Below are 22,629 nucleotides of genomic sequence, written 5' to 3'. Positions count from 1 at the left end.
CGGGAAGGTCAGCGCAGTTCGCGGACGGCCGCGGCGATGCCGAGCGGGGTGGGAGTCGCGAAGAAGACGTCGAAGTCGAGCTCGACGCCGAGCAGGTCGCGGATCCTGGCGGTGATCTGAATGATCGTCAGGGAGTGTCCGCCGAGTTCGAACAGATCCTCCTCGGGCCCCAGGTCGGGCAGCCCGAGGACCTCGGCCCAGACGCCGAGGACGGCCGTGAGCACCTCGTCGCGCTCCTCGGACCCTGCTCCCTCGGCCGTGCCCGCGGCCCCGGCGGGCGTGCCGACCGGCACCGGCGGGACGGGCAGGGCCCGGCGGTCCAGCTTGCCGTTGGGCGTCAGGGGCAGCCGGTCGAGCACCGCGAAGCGCTGGGGGACCGCGGCGGCGGGCAGCAGCCTCTGGAGGAAGGCACGCAGCTCGGCGGTATCGGGCGCGGTGTCCGGGGTTGCGGCGTCCGGGGCGGCGGTCCCGGTCGCGGGGACGAGGTAGCCGGCCACGAACGGCTCGCCGTCGTCCCCCTGGCGGACGGCCGCGGCGGCCTCGGCGACGCGGGGGTGGGCCAGCAGCGCCGCCTCGATCTCGCCGAGCTCGATCCGGTGGCCGCGGATCTTGACCTGGTCGTCGAGCCGCCCGAGGAACTCCAGTTCGCCGTCGGCGGTCCAGGCCGCGAGGTCCCCGGTCCGGTACAGCCGGCCGCCGGTGCCGGAGGTGCGGGCGGCATCGAACGGGTCCTCGACGAAGCGTTCGGCGGTCAGCCCGGGGCGGCCGAGGTAGCCCTCGGCCACCCCGTCCCCGCCGAGGTGCAGCTCGCCCGGCACGCCGATCGGGAGCGGCCTGCGCCGCCGGTCCAGCACGTAGGCCCGGGTGTTGGCGATCGGCCGGCCGATCCGGACGGCCTCCGGACCGGCGGGTATCTCGGCGCAGGTCGACCAGATGGTGGTCTCGGTCGGCCCGTAGACGTTGAACAGGCGGTCCGTGCCCGCCCGGAGGTCCCGGGCCAGCGGCAGCGGCAGGGCCTCCCCGCCGGCCAGGCCGGTCAGGCCGGACGGCAGCGGTCCGGCGCCGAGCAGGACCCGCCAGCCCGAGGGGGTGGCCTGGACGTGGGTGACGCCCTCGCGCTCGATCAGGGCCCGCAGGCCCGGTCCGTCGACGGCGAGGCCGTCCGGCGCCAGCACCAGCCGCCCGCCGGTGACCAGCGGCAGCAGCAGTTCGAGGGCGGAGATGTCGAACGAGAGGGAGGTGAGGCCGAGCCAGACGTCCCGGGGCGCGGAGCCGAGCCGGTCGGCGAAGGCCGAGAGCAGGTTGACCAGTGCGCGGTGGCCGATCTCGACGCCCTTGGGGCGGCCGGTGGAGCCGGAGGTGTAGAGCACGTAGGCGAGTCGGCCCGGCGCGGTTCCGCCGTCCGTGGCCGCCCCGCCGGCCGGGCGTGCGCGGTCGGCCCCGGCGCCGGGCGCGGGGTGGGCCCCGGGCGCGGACGCGGCTTCGGCCGGCCGGAGCACCCGGGGTGCCGCTGCCGCGACCTCGGGGGCCGGTTCGCGGTCGGCCAGGAGCAGGACGGCGCCGGAGTCGGCCAGGACGAACGCGAGCCGCTCGGCCGGGTAGCCGGGGTCGAGCGGCAGGTAGCCGGCGCCGACCGCGTGCACGGCGAGCAGGGCGGCGGGCAGGTCGGCGGTGCGGCTCAGGTGCAACCCGACCAGGTCGTCCCGGCCGACGCCCGCGGCGGACAGGGCGTCGGCCAGCCGGTCGGCGCGCCGCAGGAGCTCCCGGTAGGTCAGGCGTTCCACGCCGGCCACCACGGCGACGGCGTCCGGCGTGGCGGCGGCGCGCTCGCGGACCAGGTCGAGCACGGTCCGGTCGGCGGGGTAGGCGCAGGCGGTCTCGTTCCACCCGGTGGTGACGAGGTGTTCCTCGGAGGCGTCGAGCAGCGGCAGGTCGCCGAGCACGGTGGCGGGGTCGGCCGTGGCGCCGGCGAGCAGGCAGGCCAGGTGTCCGGCGATCCGCCGGGCGGCGTGCGGTGCGAGGACGGCCGGGTCGTACTGGAGGGAGAACACGACGGCCTCGGCGTCCTCGACCGCCTGGAGGTGGAGCGTGTTGCGGGACGCGTGGTGGAACACCGTCCAGTCGATCCGGGTGGCGCTGTCCGGGAAGACCGGGTCGGCGGCGGTGCGCCGGCGGTAGCCGAACGACACCGGCGCCAGCCCGACCCGGGGGGTGAGCCCGGGCACGGCCTCGCCGAACGGGACGGCGCGGTGGGCGGAGGTCAGCCGGACCTCGGCGCGGACGGCCTGCGCGTACTGCGCGAACGTGCTCTCCTCGCCGGCGTCGGCCGGTGCGTACACCGGCAGCTCGTTGACGAAGAGGCCGATCTCGCCGGGCCGGTCCGGACGGCGGGTGGCGAAGGGGACGGCGACCGGCACCGACTCGCCGCCGTAGCGCCGGAGCAGGCCGTGCAGGGCGGCGAGCAGGAACTCGAAGACGGTGACCCCGCTGTCGCGCGCGGCGTCGGCCAGGGCGGCGCGGCCGGGGCCGTCGAGCCGCCAGGTGACGGCCTCGCCCGGCCCGGCGTCGGTGGTGGCCCGCGGACCGTGGGGCAGGACCGGCTCGGTGGCGGCGGCCCAGCGGGGGCCGTGGAACGCGGCGGCCCGACGGACGAGGTCGGGGTCGGGGCCGGCCGGAGCGCCGTCGGCGACCGCGGCGGCGTCGGCCGTGCCGGGGCCTTCCGAACCGGTGCCGGCGGCCGGGCCGGGCGCCCCGCCGTGCCGGGCGGCGTGCTCGGCGGTGTAGGCGGCGGCGAGGTCGGCGGCCAGCACGTCCTTGGAGTTGCCGTCGAACACCGCGTGGTGGGCCACCACCAGCAGCTCCGCCGCGCCGTCGGGCCGCCGGTGCAGGGTGAAGCGCGCGAGCGGTCCGGTGGCGAGGTCGAACGGGAGGGTGATCTCCTCGGTCAGCCGCTTGGCCAGGCCGTCACGGGTGTCGGCCGTCGTGTCGACGACGGTGAGGGCGGGCGGGCTTGCGGCCGGGACCAGTCGGACCAGGCCGTCCCGCTCCACCAGGGCGGAGGCGAGGGCCGGACGGCGGCCGACGGTGGCGGTGACCGCCCGTTCCAGGGCGCCGGTGTCGACCCGGTCGAAGGAGAACCGCAGCGCGAGGTGGAAGGTCTCCGGCGTGCGGGTCAGCCGGCTGGTCAGCCAGATCCCGTGCTGGGCCGGGGAGGCGGGGCGCCCGGTCGGTGCCGGGGTGTGCGCCGTTCTCGCGGGTTCCTCCGAGGTGGCGACAGGGCCGGGTGCGGCGGGGGAGTCGGACATGGCGTGCTCGATTCGGGAGTCGGAGACGGAGCTGCGTGACACGCGTCCGAGCGGGGCCGCGACGGTGCGGCCCGGGTGGACGGCGCGGCTGCCGAGTGGTGCCCGGCCCGCTCCTCGGACCGGTCGGCAGGCCGCTGTGGCAAGGCCGACCCGACTCCCAGGTTTCCCCCCTGATGCGTCAGGCGGTTCGATCCCCTCCCCCGTCGGAAGATCATTGGCCTGGACCTGCCGAGAGATTTCCACAGACCACATGCCTCGTCAAGGGTTGTCCACGACCTGGCCCGGACAGTCCAACGGTTCGTCAACTACCTTCTGTGACGTGCCAGCTGGGCCGCGCTCCGGGCGGGGTGCGGAGGCCCCTGCGGAGGCGCCCGCGGGCGCCTCCGCAGGGGGTGTCAAGTCGTGTCAAGTTGTCTGTACAGCTCTGGGTTCACTGTCCGTCATCGAAGCGCCATCGAACGGGTCCGTTCCCGTCCATCTCGGGGCCATAGACATAACGGGTCTGGGCCGAACGGAGGCCCAGTGCCCGTGTACAAGGAGTCACCCCCGATGAGTCCGAAGCCCGAACTGTCGCGCCGCACCCTGCTCGGTGGCGCGGCGGCCGCCGCCGTGCTGTCCGCCCTCCCCCTCAGCGTCCGCGAGGCGCTGGCCGCGCCGGCCAAGCCCGGCCGCCTGGCGGACATCCAGCACGTCGTGGTGTTCATGCAGGAGAACCGCGCCTTCGACCACTACTTCGGCACGCTGCCCGGCGTGCGCGGCTTCGGCGACCGGACGGCGGTGCGCGGGGTCAACGGGCGCTCGGTGTTCCACCAGCCCGACCCGAGCCGCAAGGAGGGCCACCTGCTGCCCTTCCCGATGAACGCCGCGCACACCAACGCGTACCAGCAGGGCGCCCCCGCGTTCGGCTTCGTCGACTCGATGAACGCCTGGAACGACGGCCGCGCCGACGGCTCGGTCACCCGCCGCTCCGGCGGCTGGCTCGGCCAGGGCTACTACGAGTCCGCCGACATGCCGTTCTACAACGCGCTCGCCTCGGTGTTCACCACCTGTGACGCCTACTACGCGTCGGTGCAGTGCAACACCAACACCAACCGCGAGCACCTGATGACCGGGACCAGCGGCGGCACCGTACGGGACACCCCGGTGACCGACAACACCGAGATCCCCGGCGGCTACGAGTGGACCACCTACGCCGAGCGGCTGGAGCGGGCCGGCATCAGCTGGAAGACCTACCAGGCGCTGGACAACTTCGACGACAACGCGCTCGCCTGGTTCGCCCCCTTCGTCAAGGCCAAGCCCGGTGAGCCGCTGTACGAGCGCGGCATGCGCGCCGTCGGCGACCCGGCCAAGAAGAGCGACCCGTTCGCGATGGGCGACGCCCTGGTCGAGGCCTTCGCCGCCGACATCCAGGCCGACACGCTGCCGCAGGTCTCGTGGATCGTCGCCCCCGCCGCGCTCTCCGAGCACGCCAACTACGCCCCGCCGAACGGCGAGCACCTGACGGCCCGGCTGCTGGCCGCGCTGGCCGCCAAGCCGGAGGTGTGGGAGAAGACCGTCTTCATCCTCAACTACGACGAGCACGGCGGCTTCTTCGACCACCAGCTGCCCCCCGTCCCGCCGCTGGCCGCCGGCCGCGGCAAGTCCACCGTGTCGGTCGACGGCGAGGTGGTCGTCCGGGTGAGCAAGGGCGGCTCCACCTACCACCGGGTGGTCAGCCAGGAGGGCAAGTACCGGGTGAAGGCGGCCGACGGCTCGCTCGCCTGGTCCGACACGCTGCCCGCCGGGGAGACCCTGGTCTCCGGCCCGTACCCGATGGGCCTCGGCGTCCGGGTGCCGATGATCGTCGTCTCGCCGTGGACCCGTGGCGGCGTGGTGGACTCCACCGTCTACGACCACACCTCGGTGCTGCGCTTCCTGGAGCAGCGCTTCGGCATCCAGGAGCCCAACATCAGCCCCTGGCGCCGGTCGGTCTGCGGCGACCTCACCAACCTCTTCGACTTCTCGGGGCGCGACCCGCGCTGGCCGCAGCTGCCGGACACCAGCGGCAACCGGCAGAAGGTCGTCGACACCGGCAAGCTGCCCGCGCCGACCGTGCCCAACCCGCAGACGTTCCCGCAGCAGCAGCGCGGCACCCGCGCGGCCCGCCCGGCCCCGTACAACCTGCTGGTCAAGCCCCGGCTGAAGGGCGACCAGCTGACCGTCGACTTCGTCAACCAGGGCAAGCAGGGCGCCGTCTTCGCCGTCTACCCCGCCCCCGGTGCCGCGCCGCGCCACTACACGGTCGGCGCGAAGAGCCGCCTCTCCGACGTGTGGACGGTCGGCCAGGACGGCTACGACCTGCGGGTGCACGGCCCCAACGGCGCCTTCTGGCACCTGCGCGGCGACCTCGCCTCCACCTACGAGATCTCGCTCTCCGAGGAGCAGAACGGCAAGGTCCTGGAGGTGGACGTGATCAACCGCTCGCGCACCGCCCAGACCTTCCTGGTCGGCGACCTCGCCTACGGCGACGGGCTGCGCGAGGTCCGGGTCGCGGCCGGCGACGACAAGACCGTCAACGTCAAGGTCGGCCCCGAGGGCTGGTACGACGTGGCGGTGGGCCTGCGCGGCGACGTCTCCTTCCGCCGCCGGATCGCCGGCCGCTTCCCCTGGGACGGCGAGCACCTGTTCACCGACCCGGCGATGGGCCTGACCGACCCGCTGGCGCTGGACGTCGCCCTCAAGGCCGCGTCGACCACCATCGACGAGGCGATCCTGCTGCCCGGCCGCCCGGCCCGGGTCACCGCGCGCTTCACCGCCACCGCCGCGCTGACCTCGATCGAGGCGCAGCCGGTCGTCCCGGCCGGCTGGACGGTCGCCGCCGTCACCGCGCCGCCGGCCGCGCTCGCGGCGGGCGCCACCGCCACCGCGGAGTGGGACGTCACCCCGCCGGCCCAGCTGCCGGACGGTGCCACCCACCGGATCCTGGTCACCGCCCGGGCGCTGGCCGACAACCGGTTCGCCGTCGCCGACGGCGAGATCGCCGCCCGCACCGCGCCGGTGATGGCCGGCCACCTGCTCGGCGAGGACTTCGAGTCGCTGGCCGGCGCGCTCCAGCCGATCTCCGGTGTCCTCGGCTGGACGCCGCAGGCGCCGCAGGGCTGGTCGGTGGTCAACGCGCCGGCGATGCCGCAGGGCACCACCCGGCTCCAGGGCTGGACCTTCCACACCAAGCGCGCCTGGTCCACCCCGGCCGGCCAGGACCGCGGCAACTTCACCCGCGGCCTCGGCATCCTGGCCGTCGCCGACCCGGACGACTGGGACGACACCGGCTCGCCGTCGCGCAAGGGCGTCTTCGACTCCACCCTGGTCTCGCCCGCCGTGCCCGTCCCGGCCGGCACCACGACCCTGCACCTGGCCTTCGACTCGCACTACCGCCAGGAGGCGCCGCAGAAGGCCGCGGTCAGCGCCGTGTTCGACGACGGCTCCGAGGTCCGGCTGGTCCACTACAGCTCGGACGCGACCGGCAACGACAACGCCGGCAAGGACGTCCAGAACACCTTCGTGACCCGGAAGTTCGCCGTCCCGGCGGGCGCCCGCACGGTCACCCTGAAGTTCCGGATGTACGACGCCGGCAACAACTGGTTCTGGGCCGTCGACCACGTCCGTCTCGACACCAAGCCCATCACCGGCTGACCTCTCCCCGCAGGCCGGCTTCCCGGCCGCGGGCCCGACGGCCCGTCCGCACCCCCGCCCCGGGGCGCGGGCGGGCCGTCCGCCGTCGCCGGGCGCTGTCAACAGGCGGAAACCCGTCCCGGGGCGCGGCGGACCGGACCGGAAAGTCACTGTCCGCAGCCGCCCCCTCACCGGTAGGAAAGGGGGGCCGGTGCGGACCGCCCGCACCCGCGAGAGGAGCCGCCTCGTGTCCCGTCTCCGCGCCGCCGCCCTGACCCTCGGCGCCGCCGCCGCCGCGCTCACCCTGACGGCGACCACCGCGCACGCCGCCCCCGGCGACACCCAGGACGTCTGCAACAGCCAGTTCACCCCGAGCGGCTGGGCCGACGTCCAGTGGTGGAACAGCTACGCCTGCGGCCCGGGCTTCAACCCGAACAGCCGAAGGATCATGCAGCTGACCGGCTACCCGATCGGCACCACCGTGAACGTCTGCTCCTCGGCGCTGCCGCCGTCCGGCTGGGTCGAGGTCAGCGCCTTCTACAGCAGCAGCTGCCGCTACTCGGTCACCCCGAGCTTCAACAACAACTCCTGGCAGCTCAAGCGCATCGCCTGACGACCGCCCGCGTGCGAGCGGCGACGGCCCACCGGTGCGGGACCGGTGGGCCGTCGCCTGTCCGGGGCGGACCGGCCCGCGCCGGGCCGCCCCGGGCCGGGTCGGGGGCCGGGTCGGGGCGACGTGGTTGCAGCCCGGACGGCGCGGCGCCGGGGGACACTGCTCCGGACGGGCCGCAGCGGGCTCCGGTCCGTCCGGACGGCCGGCGATCCGACCCGTCCGGGCGGCCCGCCGCTCCGAACCGCCGGGTGGGCCTGCGTGCCGCGCAGCCCGACTCGCCCCTGATCCGCCCCCGAACCGCCCCCGAACCAGCCCCGAGCGCCTCTGTCGCCGACCCGGGAGGTCCCGCCATGAACCAGCGCCTGCTCCGCCTCACCGGCGCCGCCACCGCCGTCTACGGTCTCGCCGTCGCCCGCCGCCCCGCCCTGCTCGCCCGCCCGTCCGGCCTCACCGCGCCGGACGGCTCGGTCCCCGCCGCCGTCGCCGCGTGCGTGCGCCCGCTGGCCTTCCGCGACGCCGCCTGCGGCCTCGCCATGGCGCTGGCGCCGAACGACTCGGCGCTCCGCGCCGCCACGGCCGTCCGGATCGCCTCGGACTTCGGCGACGCCGCCCTGCTCGCCACCGCCCTCCCGACCCGCCGGCACCGCGTGATGGCGGTCGCGGTCTCGGTCGGCTGGGGCGCACTCTCCGTCGCCGGCCTGCTGACGTCCGGCCGGGATCTCTCCATGCGTCAAGTCTCTTGATGATCGAGAGATAGGATGCGGGCTGTCCACCACCCGCCCCTTGTCCGGAGGGCGCCCCGCCATGCCCACTGCCCGTCCCGCCGCCCCGCCGAGCGCGCCGTCCCCCGTCACCCCCGGTGGCCGGCGGCGCCTGCGCCTGCTGGTCCCGCTCGCCCTGCTCGTCGTCTGGCTCGGCCTCGGCGGGGCCTTCGGCTCGTACGCGGGCCGGCTCGGGGAGGTCGCCACCAACGACCGCGCCGCCTTCCTGCCGCGCAGCGCCGAGTCCACCGAGGCCGCGCGCCTCGGCGAGGCGTTCCGCACCACCGACGCGATGCCGGTCGTCATCGTCTGGGAGAGTCGCACCGGCCCCGTCGACGACACCCGCCGCGCCGCCGCCGAGCAGGCCCTCCGGGCCGCCGCGGCCCTGCCCGGAGCCACCGGACGGGTCTCGCCCGCCGTCCCCGCCGAGGACGGCCGAGCCCTCCAGGGCGTCGTCCAGCTGCGCGCCGACCTCGGCCGGGAGACCGCGGACACCGTCCGGGCCGTCCGCGACCTCGCCGCCCGGGTACCCGACACCACCGTCGGCCTGACCGGGCCGGCCGCCATCCTCGCCGACCTGGGCGGAGCCTTCGCCGGCATCGACGGCCTGTTGCTCGGCGTCGCCCTCGGCGTCGTGCTGCTGATCCTGCTCGCCGTCTACCGCAGCGTGCTGCTGCCGCTCCTGGTCATCCTCGGCGCGGTCTTCGCCCTCGGCGTCGCCTGCGCGCTGGTCTACCTGCTCGCCGACCACGACCTGGTCACCGTCGACGGCCAGATCCAGGGCCTGCTGTCGATCCTGGTCATCGGCGCCGCCACCGACTACGGCCTGCTGCTCGCCGCCCGCTTCCGCGAGGAGCTGCACCTGCACGGCGACCGGTTCGCGGCCATGCGCACCGCCTGGCGGCAGTCGGTCGAACCGATCGCCGCCTCCGGTGCCACCGTCGCCCTCGGTCTGCTGGTGCTGCTCCTCTCCGACCTCACGAACAACCGGGCCCTCGGTCCCGTCGGCGCCATCGGCATCGGCTGCGCCGTACTCTCCGCGCTCACCTTCCTGCCCGCCGCGCTGGTGCTGACCGGCCGCGCCGCCTACTGGCCGGCGCGGCCCGCCGCCGACGGCCGGCCACCGGTGCACGCCGTCTGGGGGCGGATCGCGGCGCTGGTCGCCCGCCGCCCGCGCGCCCTGTGGGCGGGCAGCCTCGCCGTCCTCGCCGCACTGGCCGCCTTCGCCCCGGGACTCGACGCGGGCGGCGTCCCGCAGACCGAACTGTTCGTCAAGGCCCAGCCCTCCGTGGCCGGCCAGCGGCTGCTCTCCGCGCACTTCCCCGGCGGCAGCGGGAACCCCGCCGTGGTGATCGCCGCCGCCGACCGGGCCGAGGCGGTCGCCACGGCCGCCGCCGTCCCCGGCGTGGCCGCCGTCCGCACCGTCACCGCCGGCGCCCCCGGCGGCCCGCCGCTGGTGGTGGACGGCCGGGTCCGCCTGGAGGCGACGCTCGGGGACCCGGCCGACAGCGACGAGGCGATCGCCACCGTGCAGCGCCTGCGGCAGGCCGTGCACGCCGTCCCGGGCGCGGACGCGCTGGTCGGCGGGTACACCGCCCAGCAGTACGACACCCGGGTCACCGCCGACCACGACCGCACACTGATCACCCCGGTGGTGCTGCTCTGCGTCCTAGCCGTGCTGGTCCTGCTGCTGCGCTCGCTGCTCGCGCCCGTGCTGCTCGCCGCCACCGTGGGGCTCTCCTACCTGGCGACGCTCGGTGTGAGCGCGGTGGTGTTCCCGCACGTCTTCGGCTTCTCCGCGGTCGACCCGTCGGTGCCGCTCTACGGGTACGTCTTCCTGGTCGCGCTGGGCGTCGACTACAACATCTTCCTGATGACCAGGGTCCGGGAGGAGGCGCTGCGCATCGGCACGAGGGAGGGGGTGCTGCGGGGGCTCACCGCCACCGGCGGGGTGATCACCTCGGCGGGCGTGGTGCTCGCCGCGACCTTCGCCGCGCTGGGGGTGATCCCGCTGGCGTTCCTCGCCCAGATCGCCTTCATCGTGGCCTTCGGCGTGCTGCTGGACACCCTGCTGGTGCGCTCGCTGCTGGTGCCGGCGCTGGTCCGGGACCTCGGCGACCGCGTCTGGTGGCCCGCCCGGATCGGCCGGCCGGCCTCGCGTCCGGCGACGCAGGATCCGACGGTGGAACGGGTCTGACGGCGGGCCCGTCGGGAGGCGGAACCCCCCGGCCGCCCCGGCGCGCGTCCGAGAGCGTGCGCCGGGGCGGCACCGTTAGGCTGAACGGATTGTCACCCCGTACGCCGGGCAACCCCCGTACCGGCTCGTACCCGACCGGAAGAAGAGCCCTTGCCCGAGCAAGAGGAACAGCAGGGGCGGGAGAGGCCGGAGCCCGGCACGGCGCCGACCGGTGACCACCCCTCGGCCGGCGACCGCTCCTCGCCCGGCACCCCGGCGCTCGGCCGGCTGCTCCAGGACCTCGCCTCCGAGATGAACCTGCTCGGCCACGGTTTCGCCGCCGCCAGCGGTCTGCACACCACCGACGTCCAGGCGCTGCTGGCGGTCATGCGGGCCGCGCCCGGGCCGGGCGGCGACCCGGGCGGGATCACCCCCGGGAGGCTCGGCGAGGAACTGGGCCTCAGCTCCGGGGCGGTCACCGCCGTCCTGGACCGGCTGGAGCGGGCCGGGCACGTCCGGCGGACCAGGGACGCCGCCGACCGCCGGCTCGTGGTGGTGCACTACCTGCCGGGCGCGGGACGGATGGCGGCCGAGTGGTTCGCGCCGGTCGCGCGCCGTACCGAGGAGGTACGGGGGGAGTTCACCCCGGACGAGCTGGCCGCCGTGGCGCGCTTCCTCGGGCGGATCACCGGCGAGCTGGAGGAGCTGCGGCACTCGCGCTGAACGGCCCCCGGCCCCCGGGCGGCCCCCGGCCGGGAGGCCGGGGGCCGGACGGCGGGCCGGGATCAGCGCGGAGGGGCGATCCGGGCCCCGCCGTCCAGGACGGCCTCCACGGTGACGGCGCTCCGGGCCGGGCGTTCGACGGCGACGGCGCGGTCCGGCGCCGGCCGGTCGGCCGACCAGTCGGGGCCCTTGACGGCGATCCGGGCGGTCCGGCGGCTTCCGGCGGCCAGCAGGTACTCGGTGCCCTGCGGGGAGCGCCACCACGTCCAGCCGACGGTGTCCTGTTCGAACCGGCTGCACGCCCGGCCGGGCCCGCCGCCGGTCCGCTGCGCCGTCCTGGCCCCGGGCAGCAGGACGGCGGTCGCGGCGCTGCCCTCGCCGTCCCAGCGGTCGGCGCGCAGGCAGACCCAGGCCGCCGTCCCCGCGTTCTGCGGCAGCTGCTGCACGGCGAAGGTCCAGAGGTTGACCTGCCGGACGCCGGGCGTGCCGTCCGGCGCGGCGCACCCGGCGCGCGCCCAGGCCCGGAGCGCGTCCGGGCCGACCGCCTCGCGCGGTGACCCGGCGGGCTGGGTCCGGTCCGGCGGCGGCGTGTAGGTGAGGTGGGCGGGGAGGAGACCGCCGACGTCGGCGAGGAGGAAGGCGTGCTTCTCGGCGATCGCCGGGGAGGAACGCAGTTGGAGCACGGTGGCGCCCTGACAGGTGGCGGTTCCCGGTCCGGCGGCCGGCGGGACGGCGGGGGCGCCGGGCGGTGAGGCCGCCGAGGTACCCGTCGGCCGGGCGGTCGGGGAGACGGCCGGCGCCGTGTCCGGTGCGGACAGCGCCGCGGTCACGCCGTCCGACCGGTCCACCGGGCGGGCGGGGGAGTCGGGCTGGTCGAGCCGGCGGCTGTCGGCCGCCTCGACCCAGGGCGCGAGCAGGTAGCGGGCGGTGGCGCCCCGGCGGCGCAGCACCACCGCCGCCGTGGTGACCGAGGAGCCGTCCGCCCGGGCGAGGTCCAGCCCGCCGCCGCGGCCGTCGGTCCACCGGGCCAGCGTCCGGCCGTCGAACAGCACCACGACGGCGGCGCCGTCGACGGTGCCGGCGAACAGCAGCTGGGGCGGTCCGGCCGGCGGGGCGGCGACGGTGCCCGGTTCCGCCCGGCGCTGCGGGCCCGGCTGGGCCCAGGCGGTGAGCGCCCGGCCGAGCAGGGCGGCGTCGGCGAGGCGGTCACCCCGGACGGGCCAGGCGGAGAGGTCGATCCGGGCGGTGCGCCGCCAGCGGTCCGCGGCCACCCGGACCAGCCGGGCCGGGTCGGTCGTCGCGGCCCCGGCCGGTCCGGCCGCGTCGCCCGCGGGCGGGCCCGGCAGGGCGCGGGCGGCCGGGGCGCGGTCGTCGGCGGGGGCGCCCAGGACGGCCGCCGTGGTGGTGAGCGCCAGTGCCGCGACGGCGAGCACGGCGCCCAGCGTGCGGCGGCGCCGGATCAGGTCGGTGGGCTGGACGCGGACCGCGCACGGGTCGAAGGCGGCCGGCCCCGCCGTGCCCCCGGCGTCCGCGGCGGACCCGTGCTCGGCGAGCAACCGGGCGGCCCGGTCCACGGCCCCGTCGGGGTGGTCGACCCCGGCGCGTTGCAGCACCGCGGCGGCCCGGCCCGGGGCGACCCCCTCGACGGCGAGCAGCGCGAACGCCGCGCGGACGGGCGCCCCGGTCTCGGCGAGGGCCCGGTCGAGTGCCGCGTCCTCCTCGCCGCCGGTCGGCGTGAACAGCCGCAGTCCCCAGACCCGTGGTGCCAGCAGCCGGCCCGCCGGGCGCGGGCGCAGGGCGGCGCGCAGCACCGTCAGCCGGAGGGCGTCGTACAGCGGGTCCCCGCCGTCGGCCGTCCCGTCCTTGGCCGTCCCGCCGTCGACGGGGTCGGCACCGGGCTCGTCGGGGGCATCTGCGGGGTCGACGGGCCGCGTGCGACGGTACGGCAGGGCGTGCTGGACGGCGGTGTGCGCGGCGAGGACCCGGCTGTGCCGGTCCCGGTCGGCCGGCAGGGCGAGGTAGGCGAGCCGGACCAGTCGGCGGTAGTGCCGGACCAGCGCCGCCTCGGCCAGTGCCACCGGTCGAGGGGACGCGCCCGGTCGCCCCTCCCGGGCCGGCTGCGGGTGGCCGTCCGGCTGCGGGTGGGGTCCCGGCCGCACCGGCCTCCCGGGCTGCGGGTCCCGGTCGGGCCGCCGGCTCCCGCTGCGGCCCCCGGTCCCGCCCCGGACGCGGCCCGGTCGCCGGATCCGGTCAGGTCCCGCGGGTTCGTCCGGCCGGGCCGGTCCGCCGGCGTTCCGTCGCAGCAACGTGCCCTCCCGAGCCGTGAGATGGATGGTGGCGGAGGGTCCAACGAGTCGATCATGTGATGGTTGCGCCGATCGGGGGAGCCGTCCGTGCCCGTCCCGCCGGGTGGCGGCTCACCCGCCGTGGCCCTGGGTGCCCTCCAGCTGCGCCCGCTCGGTGATCCGGCGCGCCATGCCGCCGAAGACCACGGCGTGGAACGGCGCCACCGACCACCAGTACGCGTGCCCGGCCAGCCCGTGCGGGTGGAACAGCGCCCGCTGCCGGTAGTGGCTGCCGTCCCCGTCGGGACCGACCGACAGCTCCAGCCAGGCGAGGCCGGGCAGCCGCATCTCGGCCCGCAGCCGCAGCAGCCGGCCCGGTACGAGCTCCTCGACCCGCCAGAAGTCCAGCGAGTCGCCGACCCGCAGCCGGTACGGGTCCCGGCGGCCCCGGCGCAGGCCGACCCCGCCGACCAGCCGGTCCAGCCAGCCGCGCAGTGCCCAGCCCAGGGGGAAGGAGTACCAGCCGTTCTCCCCGCCGATGCCCTCCACCACCCGCCAGAGGGCGGCCGGTCCGGCGTCCACCCGGAGCTCCCGGACGTCCTCGTAGAGGCTCCCGCCCGCCCAGTCCGGGTCGGTGGGCAGCGGGTCGCTGGGCGCCCCGGGCAGGGAGGCGGAGGACCAGCGGGTGACGACCTCCGCGTCCTGGATCCGGCGCAGCGCCAGCCGGACCGCCTCGTCGAACCCGGTGGCGCCGCCGGGAGGGTCCGGCAGGTAGCGGACGAGGTCGTGTTCCGCGCAGACCACCTCGTACCGCAGCGACTCCACCAGCGGGCGGGCGATCCGGTTCGGCACCGGTGTGACCAGGCCGACCCAGTGGCTGGAGAGGCGGGGCGTCAGGACCGGCACGGCGACGATCAGCCGCCGCGGCAGCCCGGCGACGGCGGCGTAGCGCTCCATCATCCGGCGGTAGGTCAGGACCTCCGGGCCGCCGATGTCGAACGCCCGGTTCACCTCGGGGGGCAGCGTGGCCGACCCGGTCAGCAGCCGCAGCACGTCCCGGACGGCGATCGGCTGGATCCGGGTGTCCACCCAGCTGGGGGTGACCATCACCGGCAGCCGTTCGGTGAGGTGACGGAGCATCTCGAACGACGCCGAACCGGAGCCGATGATCACGGCGGCCCGCAGTTCGGCCGTCGGTACGCCGCTCTCCCGCAGCATCCGGCCGACCTCGGCGCGCGAGCGCAGGTGCGGAGAGAGCCGGTCGGGGTCCACCCCGGCGGGGACGAGCCCGCCCAGGTAGACGATCCGCCGCACGCCGGCCCGGGCCGCCGCCTGCCCGAAGGCCCGGGCGGCGTCCCGGTCGGTGGCCTCGAAGCCGGGGCCGGTGCCCAGCGAGTGCACCAGGTAGTACGCGACCTCGACGCCGGCGAAGGCGTCCGCGAGGCTCTCCGGCCGGGTGACGTCCCCGGCGACGGCCTCGACCCGGGCCCGCCAGGGGTGGTCGCGCAGCCGTCCCGGGTCGCGGGCCAGGCAGCGGACGGAGTGCCCGGCGGCGAGCAGTTCCGGTACCAGCCGGCCGCCGATGTAGCCGGTGGCGCCGGTGACCAGGCAGAGCCGGCCGGGTGCGCTCCGGCCGCCGTCGGCGGGGTCGGGGGCCGGGTCGGCGGCGTCGGCGGTGGTCCCGCCGCCGACGGGGCCGGTGCCGCCGGTGGATCGCGGGTCGGCGGGGGTGCTGTCGGCGGCGTTCACGGTGGCTCCCGGGAGGGCGGGGACAGGGGTCAGAAGGCGTACCTGACGCGCAACCAGGGCGCGTGCCGCCCGATGAGCGTTCGCAGCTCGTCGAGCGCGGCGGCCTTGGTCCCGAGGCGGTAGCGGACGTTCAGGTCACCGTTCTGCGACCGCTTGGGCTCCTGGAGGGCGGGGCGCCACAGCACCTCCTCGGCCCGGGGGTGCCAGCCGAGGTTGACCTCGTGGAGCGCGCGGTTGTGGGTCAGCATGATGATCTCCGCCGCCGCCTGCGCCTTGACCGCCGCGGGCAGGGTGTCGTCCATCCGGCGCAGCAGCTCGGCCCAGTCGGCCTGCCAGCCGGCGCGCAGCACGACGGGCGACAGGTTGAAGTGCACCTCGTAGCCGGCCGCGAGGAAGTCGCCGGTCGCCGCGATCCGGTCCGGCACGGGTGCGGCGCGGACGTCGAGCAGCCGCGCGTCGGCCGGGGGCATCACCGAGAAGCGGATCCGGGTCCGGCCGCGCGGGTCCAGGTCGAGCAGCGCGGGGTTGACCCACTTGGTGGCGAACGAGGCCTTGGCGGTCGGCCAGTGCCGGAAGGCGCGGACCAGGTCGGCGGTGTTCTCGCAGAGCAGGGCGTCCACCGCGCAGTCGTTGTTCTCCCCGATGTCGTAGACCCAGGCGGCGGGGTCGCACTGGTTGGGTGCGGGCTTGCGGCCCTGGCGCCGGACGTGCCCGGCGAGGTACCCGATGATCCTGTCGATGTTGGTGAACAGCGTGACCGGGTTGGCGTAGCCCTTGCGGCGGGGGACGTAGCAGTACGCGCAGGCCAGGGCGCAGCCGTTGGCGGAGCTGGGCGCGATCCAGTCGGCCGAACGCCCGTTGGGCCGGGCCGCCAGCGACTTCTTCACCCCGAGCACCAGGACCTCCCGCTTGATCCGGGCCCACCGCTCGACGTTGCCGGCGTTGCCGTGCAGGTGCGGGATCTGCCAGTGCGAGGGCACCTCGATCACCTCGGCCTCCGGGAAGCCGGCCAGCACCTCGCGGCCCCGGACGGAGGCGGCGGCCTCGGGCTCGGCGTAGACGTAGCGGATGTCGAAGGGCTGGGGCGGCCGGGGCGGCCTGACGGCGGGTGGCACGGGCGGGGACCTCCTGACAGGGTGATGCTGTTCGATCTTCGGAGCCGGCGCCCCCGTGGACGGGTCCGGCCCCGCAGGGTCTGTCCGGTCAGGTCCGCCCGTGCGTTTCGGTCCGCCCGGCGCGGGCCCGTCCGGTGCGGGCCCGTCCGGACGGCCGGTGGCGGGCCGTGGCGGGCCGGACCGCCGTGCGTCCCCTCGGGGCCTGGACGGATCCGCCCGCCGCGTCGCGCCGGGAAGCGGGAAGGCCGTTCCGGAAAGTCGGGGCAATCCACCGGGCACGCGGCCTCGAAGACCCGGTGCCCCAACCGTACGACCGTCCCGGCCGCCCCCGCGCCGCCGGGGCACTGGAGGAACGATGCCGACCAACCGCCCACCGGGCGGCCAGCCCGTCCGTGCCACGCGACCGGGGGTGGCCGCGTGAGCAGCGTCGTGCCCCTGCCGATGCCCGGACGGCGCGGTCCGGACCTCGGGGACCTGGTGGCCCGGACCGCCCGGGGCGACCAGGACGCCTTCTCGGCCCTCTACGACGCCGTGGCCGGCCCGGTCCTGGGCCTGGTCCGCCGGGTGCTGCGGGACGCGGCACAGTCGGAGGAGGTGGCCCAGGAGGTCCTGCTGGAGGTCTGGCGGACGGCCGCCCGCTACCAGCCGGAGCGCGGCGAGGTGATGACCTGGGTGCTGACCATGGCCCACCGGCGCGCCGTGGACCGGGTGCGTGCGGCCCAGGCGGCGGCCGACCGCGACCGGCGGGACGCCGCCCGGTCGCACACGCCCGCCTTCGACGAGGTGGCGGAGCAGGTCGAGAACCGGCTGGAGCGCGAGCTGGTCCGGCGCTGCCTGCGCGCGCTCACCGAACTGCAGCGCGAGGCCGTCACGCTCGCCTACTACCGCGGCCTGTCCTACCGCGAGGTGGCCGACCTGCTCTCCGCCCCGCTCGGCACGGTGAAGACCCGGATGCGGGACGGCCTGATCCGCCTCCGCGACTGCTTGGGGGTGGCGTCATGACGACCGGAGCGGACCTTCACACGCTGACCGGCGCCTACGCGGCGCACGCGCTGCCGGATCCGGAGCGCGAGGCCTTCGAGGAACACCTCGCCCGGTGCGCGTCGTGCGCCCAGGAGGTCGCCGAGTTCGCGACCACCCTGGCGCGTCTCGGCGCGGCCGAGACGGTGACCCCGGCGCCGGAGCTCAAGGCGCGGGTGATGAGCGGCATCGGTTCCGTCCGTCAGGTCCCGCCGCCCGCCCGGGCCGCCGTGGCGCGGCCCGGCCGGGCCGGTCGGGTGCGCCGCCACTGGCCGAAGCTCGCGCTGGCGGCCTCGGTCGCCGTGGCCGCCACGCTCGGCGGGGTCGCCGTCCACCAGCACGACGAGGCGCGGCAGGCCCGGGCACGGGCCGACCGGCTGGTCGAGCAGCAGGCCGCCCTCGGCTCGCTGTTCACCGCGCCGGACGTCCGGACCACCTCGGCGACGGCGGGGACGGGCAAGGCCACCGTGGTCTGGTCGGAGAGCCGAGGCCGGGCCGGGCTGCTGGCGGCCGGCATGCCCGCGCTGCCGCCGGACCGGACGTACGAGCTCTGGTTCGACGACGCGGGCACCATGCGGCCGGCCGGGCTGTTGCCCGCGGGCACCGGCGCGGTGCTGCTCGACGGTCCGATCGCCGGGGCTGCCGGCGTCGGTGTGACGGTCGAACCCGCCGGTGGCTCGCCGCACCCGACCGGGGCCCCGGTCATGCTGCTGCCGTTCGTCTGACGACGGCCCGGGACCGCCGCCGCCCCGTTCGTCCACGAGGGGCGGCGGCCCTTCACCGCCGCCCGGCGGTCCGGTTCGGCTCCGGTCCCCGGCCGGGCCAATCCGGGCGGGCGGCGGCTCCGAAGCACGGGTGAACCCGACGTCCGGCCGGCCCGGACACGACGGGTGAGCCCGAGAGGACACCAGTGCACATGACCGGAGCAGTCACCCGCAGGACGGCCACCGTGGGACCGCCGCGAACCGGCGACCGCCGGCGGATCGCGGTCGTCGGCGCCGGGGTGGCCGGTCTCACCGCGGCGTACGAGCTCGGGCGCGGCGGCGCCCACGTCGAGCTGTTCGACGCGGCCGACCGGCTCGGCGGCCACGCCCACACCCAGCACGTCAAGGCCCTGGACGGCCGGACCGTGCCGCTCGACACCGGCTTCCTGGTGCACAACCGGCGCACCTACCCCGAGCTGACCCGGCTCTTCGCCGAACTCGGCGTCCGCACGCGCGAGAGCGACATGAGCATGTCCGTCAGGTGCGGGGGCTGCGGCCTGGAGTACGCCGGAGCGCGCGGCCCGGCCGGTCTGCTGGCCCAGCCCGGCAGCCTGCTGCGCGGCCGCTACCTGAGGATGCTCGCCGAGATCCCGCTCTTCCACCGCCGGGCCCGCCGCCTGCTCGCCGGCCCGCCCGGCGACGAGCCGACCCTCGCCGAGTTCCTCCACCGGGGCGGCTTCACCGGCTACTTCGCCGCCCACTTCATGCGCCCGCTGGTCTCGTCGGTCTGGTCCTGCGCCCCGGACCTCGCGGGCGACTACCCGGCCCGCTACCTCTTCACCTTCCTCGACAACCACGGCCTGCTCGGCGTCACCGGCTCCCCGACCTGGCGCACCGTCGTCGGCGGCTCGCACACCTACGTCGACCGGATCGCCGAACGCACCGCCGCCGTCCACCGCGGCGCGCCCGTCCGCGCCGTCCACCGCCACCCCGACGGCGTCACCGTCACCACCGAGGACGGACGCCGCACCGAGGCCGACGCCGTGGTCGTCGCCACCCACGCCGACCAGGCGCTGCGCCTGCTCGGCGACCCGACCCCGGCCGAGAGCCGCGTGCTCGGCGCGTTCCGGTACTCCCGCAACCCCACCGTGCTCCACCGCGACGCCGGGCACCTGCCCCGCGCCGTCTGGGCCCGCGCCTCCTGGAACTACCTGACGCCCGACTGCCACGGCCGCTCCGGGACGGCCCGGGTCAGCTACCACCTCAACCGCCTGCTCGGACTCGACACCCCCGAGGACTACCTGGTCACCCTCAACGAGGACCTGCACCAGCCCGTCCCGGAGGCCCTCGTCGTCTCCCGGACGGTCTACGAGCACCCCCTCTACACGACCGAAACCGTCGCCGCCCAGCGCCGGCTGCCCGAGCTCACCACCGCCCGCACCGCCTACGCCGGCGCCTACCACGGCTGGGGATTCCACGAGGACGGCTGCCGCTCCGGACTCGCCGCGGCCCGCGCCCTGCTCGGGGCGGCGGCGCCGTGACCGGGCCCGCCCGCACCCGCCCGGCGGAGCCCCGCCCCGCCGCCGCCGTCCCGCTGCCCGGGCCCTGGGGCGCCGCCCTGTACGAGTGCCGCATCACCCACGTCCGGACCACCCCGCTCCGGCACGCCTTCCACCACCGGACCCGTCTGTGGCTCACCGACCTCGACCACCCGCCCCGGATCCCCGCACCGCTGCGCCCCCTGGCCGCGATCCGCGCCGCCGACCACCCCGGCGACCCCCGGCACGGCCTGCGCCGCACCCTGGACGCCTACCTCGCCGGCCGGGGGATCCACCTCGACGGCGGGCAGGTACTGATGCTCACCCAGGCCCGCTCGCTCGGCCACGTCTTCAACCCCCTCACCGTCTACTGGTGCCGTGACCGGACCGGCCGCCCGGTCTGCACCGTCGCCGAGGTGCGCAACACCTACGGGCAGGCCCACCGCTACCTGCTGCGCCCCGACCAGGACGGCGCCGCGACCGCCGCCAAGGAGTTCCACGTCTCGCCGTTCTTCCCCGTCGACGGCGCCTACCGGCTGCACCTGCCGGAGCCGGACGAACGGCTCCGCCTCACCGTCCACCTCGATCTGCCCGCCGGCCGCGCGTTCACCGCCACCGTGCGGGGCACCCGCGTCCCCGCGACCGCGTGGACGGTCCTGCGCGCCGCCCTCCGGCACCCGCTGGCCACCTACGCGGTCAGCGCGCACATCCGGTTCCAGGGCATCCGGCTGCTGCTGCGGGGACTGCCCGTCCACCCGCGTCCGGACCGCCCCCGGCCGCCCGCCCACCGACCCGACCGACGAGAGGCGCACCTGCCGTGACCGCCCCTGCCCACCCACCCGCCGTCCGGCCCGCGGCCGTCGACCCGCTCCGCTGGCCGGACGTCGCCGCCCGCCCGCACAGCCCGGTGCGAGCCGCCGTCGCCGGCCGGCTGCTCCGCCGGGCCGCCCGGCTGCGCGGCGTGCGCGTCGACCTGCCCGGCGGCCGCCTGCCGGTCCCGGCGCCGCGCGACGCCCCGGTCCTGCGGCTGCACCACCCCGAGGCCTTCCTGCACCGGATCGGTGCCGCCGGGCTGATCGGCTTCGGCGAGTCCTACCAGGCCGGGGAGTGGGACTCGCCCGACCTGGTCCGGCTGCTCACGGCGCTCGCCGCCGACCCCGCCGCCCTGGTCCCGCCCGGCACCGCCCTGCTGCGGCCCCTGGTGTGCCGGCGCCGGCCGGCCCACGACCTCGGCACCGCCGACAACGCGCGGCAGAACGTCCACCGCCACTACGACCTCTCCAACGACCTCTTCGCGCTCTTCCTCGACCCGACCATGACCTACTCCTCGGCGCTCTTCCCCACCGGTCCCGACGGCGCCCCGCACGCCACCCGGCCGGACCTCCCGGCGGCCCAGCACCGGAAGATCGACCGGCTGCTCGACCTGGCGGCCGTCGGGCCGGGCAGCCGGGTCCTGGAGATCGGCACGGGCTGGGGCGAACTGGCCCTGCGCGCCGCCGCCCGCGGCGCCACGGTCGTCAGCCTGACCCTCTCCCGGGAACAGCTGGTGCTCGCCCGCCACCGGATCGCCGCAGCCGGGCTCGCCGACCGGGCCGAGGTGCGGCTGTGCGACTACCGCGAGGCCGAGGGCCGGTACGACGCGGTGGTCAGCGTCGAGATGGTCGAGGCGGTCGGGAGGCGGTTCTGGCCGGACTACTTCCGCGCCCTCGACCGCGCCCTCGTGCCGGGCGGCCGGGCCGCCGTCCAGTCGATCACCATGCCGCACGAGCGGATGACGGCCGCCGCCGACACCTACACCTGGATCCTCAAGTACGTCTTCCCCGGCGGGCTGATCCCCTCGGTCCGGGCCCTGGGCGAGGCGGCGGCCGGCCACAGCAGACTGCTGCTGGCCGACTCCGCGGGCTTCGGCCCGCACTACGCCGAGACGCTGCGGCTCTGGCGCGAGCGGTTCACGGACCGGGCCGCGGAGGTGGCCGACCTCGGCTTCGACGAGGTGTTCCGGCGGACGTGGGAGTTCTACCTGGCCTACTCGGAGGCCGGCTTCCGCAGCGGCTACCTCGACGTGCGGCAGCTGCTCTTCACCCGGCCCGGCGAGGTCCCGCCGCCGCGCCGGGAGGCCGGGGGCGACCGATGAACGCGGCGGCCTCCCAGGGCGCCGCCGGCCTCGGGGACCTGTCGGCCTTCGCGGTCGGTACCGCCGGCGCGGCCGGTGCGGCGCTCGCGGTCATGGCCGTCGCCGCCGCGGTCGGGATCCGGACCGGCCGGCACCGCGTGGTGGACGTCGCCTGGGGCCTCGCCTTCACCGCCGTCGCCCTCACCTGCTTCGGCCTCTCGGCCGGCCACGGCGATCCGGTACGGCGGGCTCTGGCGGCCGGACTCACCACCGTCTGGGGCGTCCGGCTGGCCGTCCACCTCGCGCGCCGCGCCCGTGGCGCACCGGAGGACCCGCGCTACGAGCGGATGCTCGGCCGGGTCCCGGCCGAGCGCCGCACCGGCTACGCGCTGCGCAAGGTCTACCTCCTCCAGGCGGCCCTGGTCTGGTTCGTCTCGTTGCCGGTGCAGGCGGCCGGGTACCTCCCGGGACCACCCGGGCCGGTGGTCTGGGCCGGCGCCGCCCTGTGGGCGGTCGGCCTGGCCTTCGAGGCGGTCGGCGACCACCAGCTCGCCCGGTTCCGCGCGGACCCCGCCAACCGCGGCCGGATCATGGACCGGGGACTGTGGGGCTGGACGAGGCACCCGAACTACTTCGGCGACGCGTGCGTCTGGTGGGGCCTGTTCCTGCTCGGCGCCGACACGGCCGTCGGCTGGGCGTTCACGGGCAGCCCGCTGCTGATGACCTGGCTGCTGGCCTACGGCAGCGGGCGGCCGATGCTGGAGCGCCAGCTCGGCGCCTCGAAGCCGGGCTGGGCCGCGTACGCCGCCCGGACCAGCTCCTTCCTGCCGCGCCCGCCGCGGCGGACCCGCCCGACCGGACCGGCGCGCTGACGGA

15 protein-coding genes are annotated in these 22,629 nt (G+C 76.7%); 11 read left to right on the top strand and 4 right to left on the bottom strand.

Features of this window, described 5'->3' with window-relative positions; genetic code table 11:
- Positions 1-8: 8 nt before the first annotated feature.
- Entirely contained in the window at positions 9-3,347 is a 3,339-nt protein-coding gene (locus PUR56_RS41705) for a non-ribosomal peptide synthetase (RefSeq protein ID WP_329952821.1), read from the bottom strand.
- A 507-nt stretch (positions 3,348-3,854) separates the two neighbouring features.
- Between PUR56_RS41705 and PUR56_RS41700 the strand changes: the two genes are divergently transcribed.
- The 5 genes from PUR56_RS41700 (at position 3,855) to PUR56_RS41680 (ending at position 11,229) form a co-directional block, all read left to right on the top strand.
- On the top strand, positions 3,855-6,977 hold the full coding sequence (locus PUR56_RS41700) for a phosphocholine-specific phospholipase C (RefSeq protein WP_329952820.1): 3,123 nt from the start codon (positions 3,855-3,857) through the stop codon (positions 6,975-6,977).
- Positions 6,978-7,203: 226 nt separating this feature from the next.
- On the top strand, positions 7,204-7,569 hold the full coding sequence (locus tag PUR56_RS41695; RefSeq protein WP_329881155.1) for a hypothetical protein: 366 nt from the start codon (positions 7,204-7,206) through the stop codon (positions 7,567-7,569).
- A 350-nt stretch (positions 7,570-7,919) separates the two neighbouring features.
- On the top strand, positions 7,920-8,312 hold the full coding sequence (locus tag PUR56_RS41690; protein ID WP_329952819.1) for a hypothetical protein: 393 nt from the start codon (positions 7,920-7,922) through the stop codon (positions 8,310-8,312).
- Between the two features lie 61 nt (positions 8,313-8,373).
- Positions 8,374-10,527 (top strand): MMPL family transporter, encoded by a 2,154-nt coding sequence (locus tag PUR56_RS41685; RefSeq protein ID WP_329952818.1) that lies wholly within the window; start codon positions 8,374-8,376, stop codon positions 10,525-10,527.
- A 150-nt stretch (positions 10,528-10,677) separates the two neighbouring features.
- Positions 10,678-11,229: a MarR family winged helix-turn-helix transcriptional regulator gene (locus PUR56_RS41680; protein ID WP_329881151.1), complete on the top strand. Its 552-nt coding sequence runs from the start codon at positions 10,678-10,680 to the stop codon at positions 11,227-11,229.
- Positions 11,230-11,291: 62 nt separating this feature from the next.
- On the opposite strand, the gene PUR56_RS41675 is transcribed toward PUR56_RS41680, so the two are convergent.
- The 3 genes from PUR56_RS41675 to PUR56_RS41665 all read right to left on the bottom strand — a co-directional run bounded on the left by PUR56_RS41675 (position 11,292) and on the right by PUR56_RS41665 (position 16,378).
- Positions 11,292-13,307, bottom strand: a complete 2,016-nt coding sequence (locus tag PUR56_RS41675) for a hypothetical protein (protein ID WP_329952817.1) — start codon at positions 13,305-13,307, stop codon at positions 11,292-11,294.
- 339 nt (positions 13,308-13,646) lie between these two features.
- Positions 13,647-15,122 (bottom strand): SDR family oxidoreductase, encoded by a 1,476-nt coding sequence (locus tag PUR56_RS41670; RefSeq protein ID WP_329952834.1) that lies wholly within the window; start codon positions 15,120-15,122, stop codon positions 13,647-13,649.
- Positions 15,123-15,292: 170 nt separating this feature from the next.
- Positions 15,293-16,378: a spore photoproduct lyase family protein gene (locus PUR56_RS41665; protein WP_329952816.1), complete on the bottom strand. Its 1,086-nt coding sequence runs from the start codon at positions 16,376-16,378 to the stop codon at positions 15,293-15,295.
- 441 nt (positions 16,379-16,819) lie between these two features.
- Between PUR56_RS41665 and sigK the strand changes: the two genes are divergently transcribed.
- The 6 genes from sigK (at position 16,820) to PUR56_RS41635 (ending at position 22,625) form a co-directional block, all read left to right on the top strand.
- Positions 16,820-17,380 carry an ECF RNA polymerase sigma factor SigK gene (sigK, locus tag PUR56_RS41660; protein ID WP_329952833.1) on the top strand — a complete coding sequence of 187 codons (561 nt, stop codon included), beginning with the start codon at positions 16,820-16,822 and terminating at the stop codon, positions 17,378-17,380.
- Positions 17,377-18,123 (top strand): anti-sigma factor, encoded by a 747-nt coding sequence (locus PUR56_RS41655; RefSeq protein ID WP_329952815.1) that lies wholly within the window; start codon positions 17,377-17,379, stop codon positions 18,121-18,123. Before sigK ends, PUR56_RS41655 begins: the two co-directional genes overlap by 4 nt.
- A gap of 191 nt (positions 18,124-18,314) precedes the next feature.
- On the top strand, positions 18,315-19,643 hold the full coding sequence (locus PUR56_RS41650) for an NAD(P)/FAD-dependent oxidoreductase (protein WP_329952814.1): 1,329 nt from the start codon (positions 18,315-18,317) through the stop codon (positions 19,641-19,643).
- Entirely contained in the window at positions 19,640-20,461 is an 822-nt protein-coding gene (locus PUR56_RS41645; protein ID WP_443034631.1) for a DUF1365 domain-containing protein, read from the top strand. The genes PUR56_RS41650 and PUR56_RS41645 overlap by 4 nt, the downstream gene beginning before the upstream one ends.
- Positions 20,458-21,774 carry a cyclopropane-fatty-acyl-phospholipid synthase family protein gene (locus PUR56_RS41640; protein ID WP_329952813.1) on the top strand — a complete coding sequence of 439 codons (1,317 nt, stop codon included), beginning with the start codon at positions 20,458-20,460 and terminating at the stop codon, positions 21,772-21,774. The genes PUR56_RS41645 and PUR56_RS41640 overlap by 4 nt, the downstream gene beginning before the upstream one ends.
- Positions 21,771-22,625, top strand: a complete 855-nt coding sequence (locus PUR56_RS41635) for a DUF1295 domain-containing protein (RefSeq protein ID WP_329952812.1) — start codon at positions 21,771-21,773, stop codon at positions 22,623-22,625. The genes PUR56_RS41640 and PUR56_RS41635 overlap by 4 nt, the downstream gene beginning before the upstream one ends.
- The last annotated feature ends 4 nt before the right edge of the window (positions 22,626-22,629 follow it).

The sequence above is a fragment of the Streptomyces sp. BE303 genome (genome assembly GCF_036290945.1).
In the GTDB taxonomy this organism is placed as follows: Bacteria; Actinomycetota; Actinomycetes; order Streptomycetales; family Streptomycetaceae; genus Kitasatospora.
Note: the sequence above shows the minus strand (reverse complement) of the source record. Positions and strands in the feature narration are given on the sequence as shown.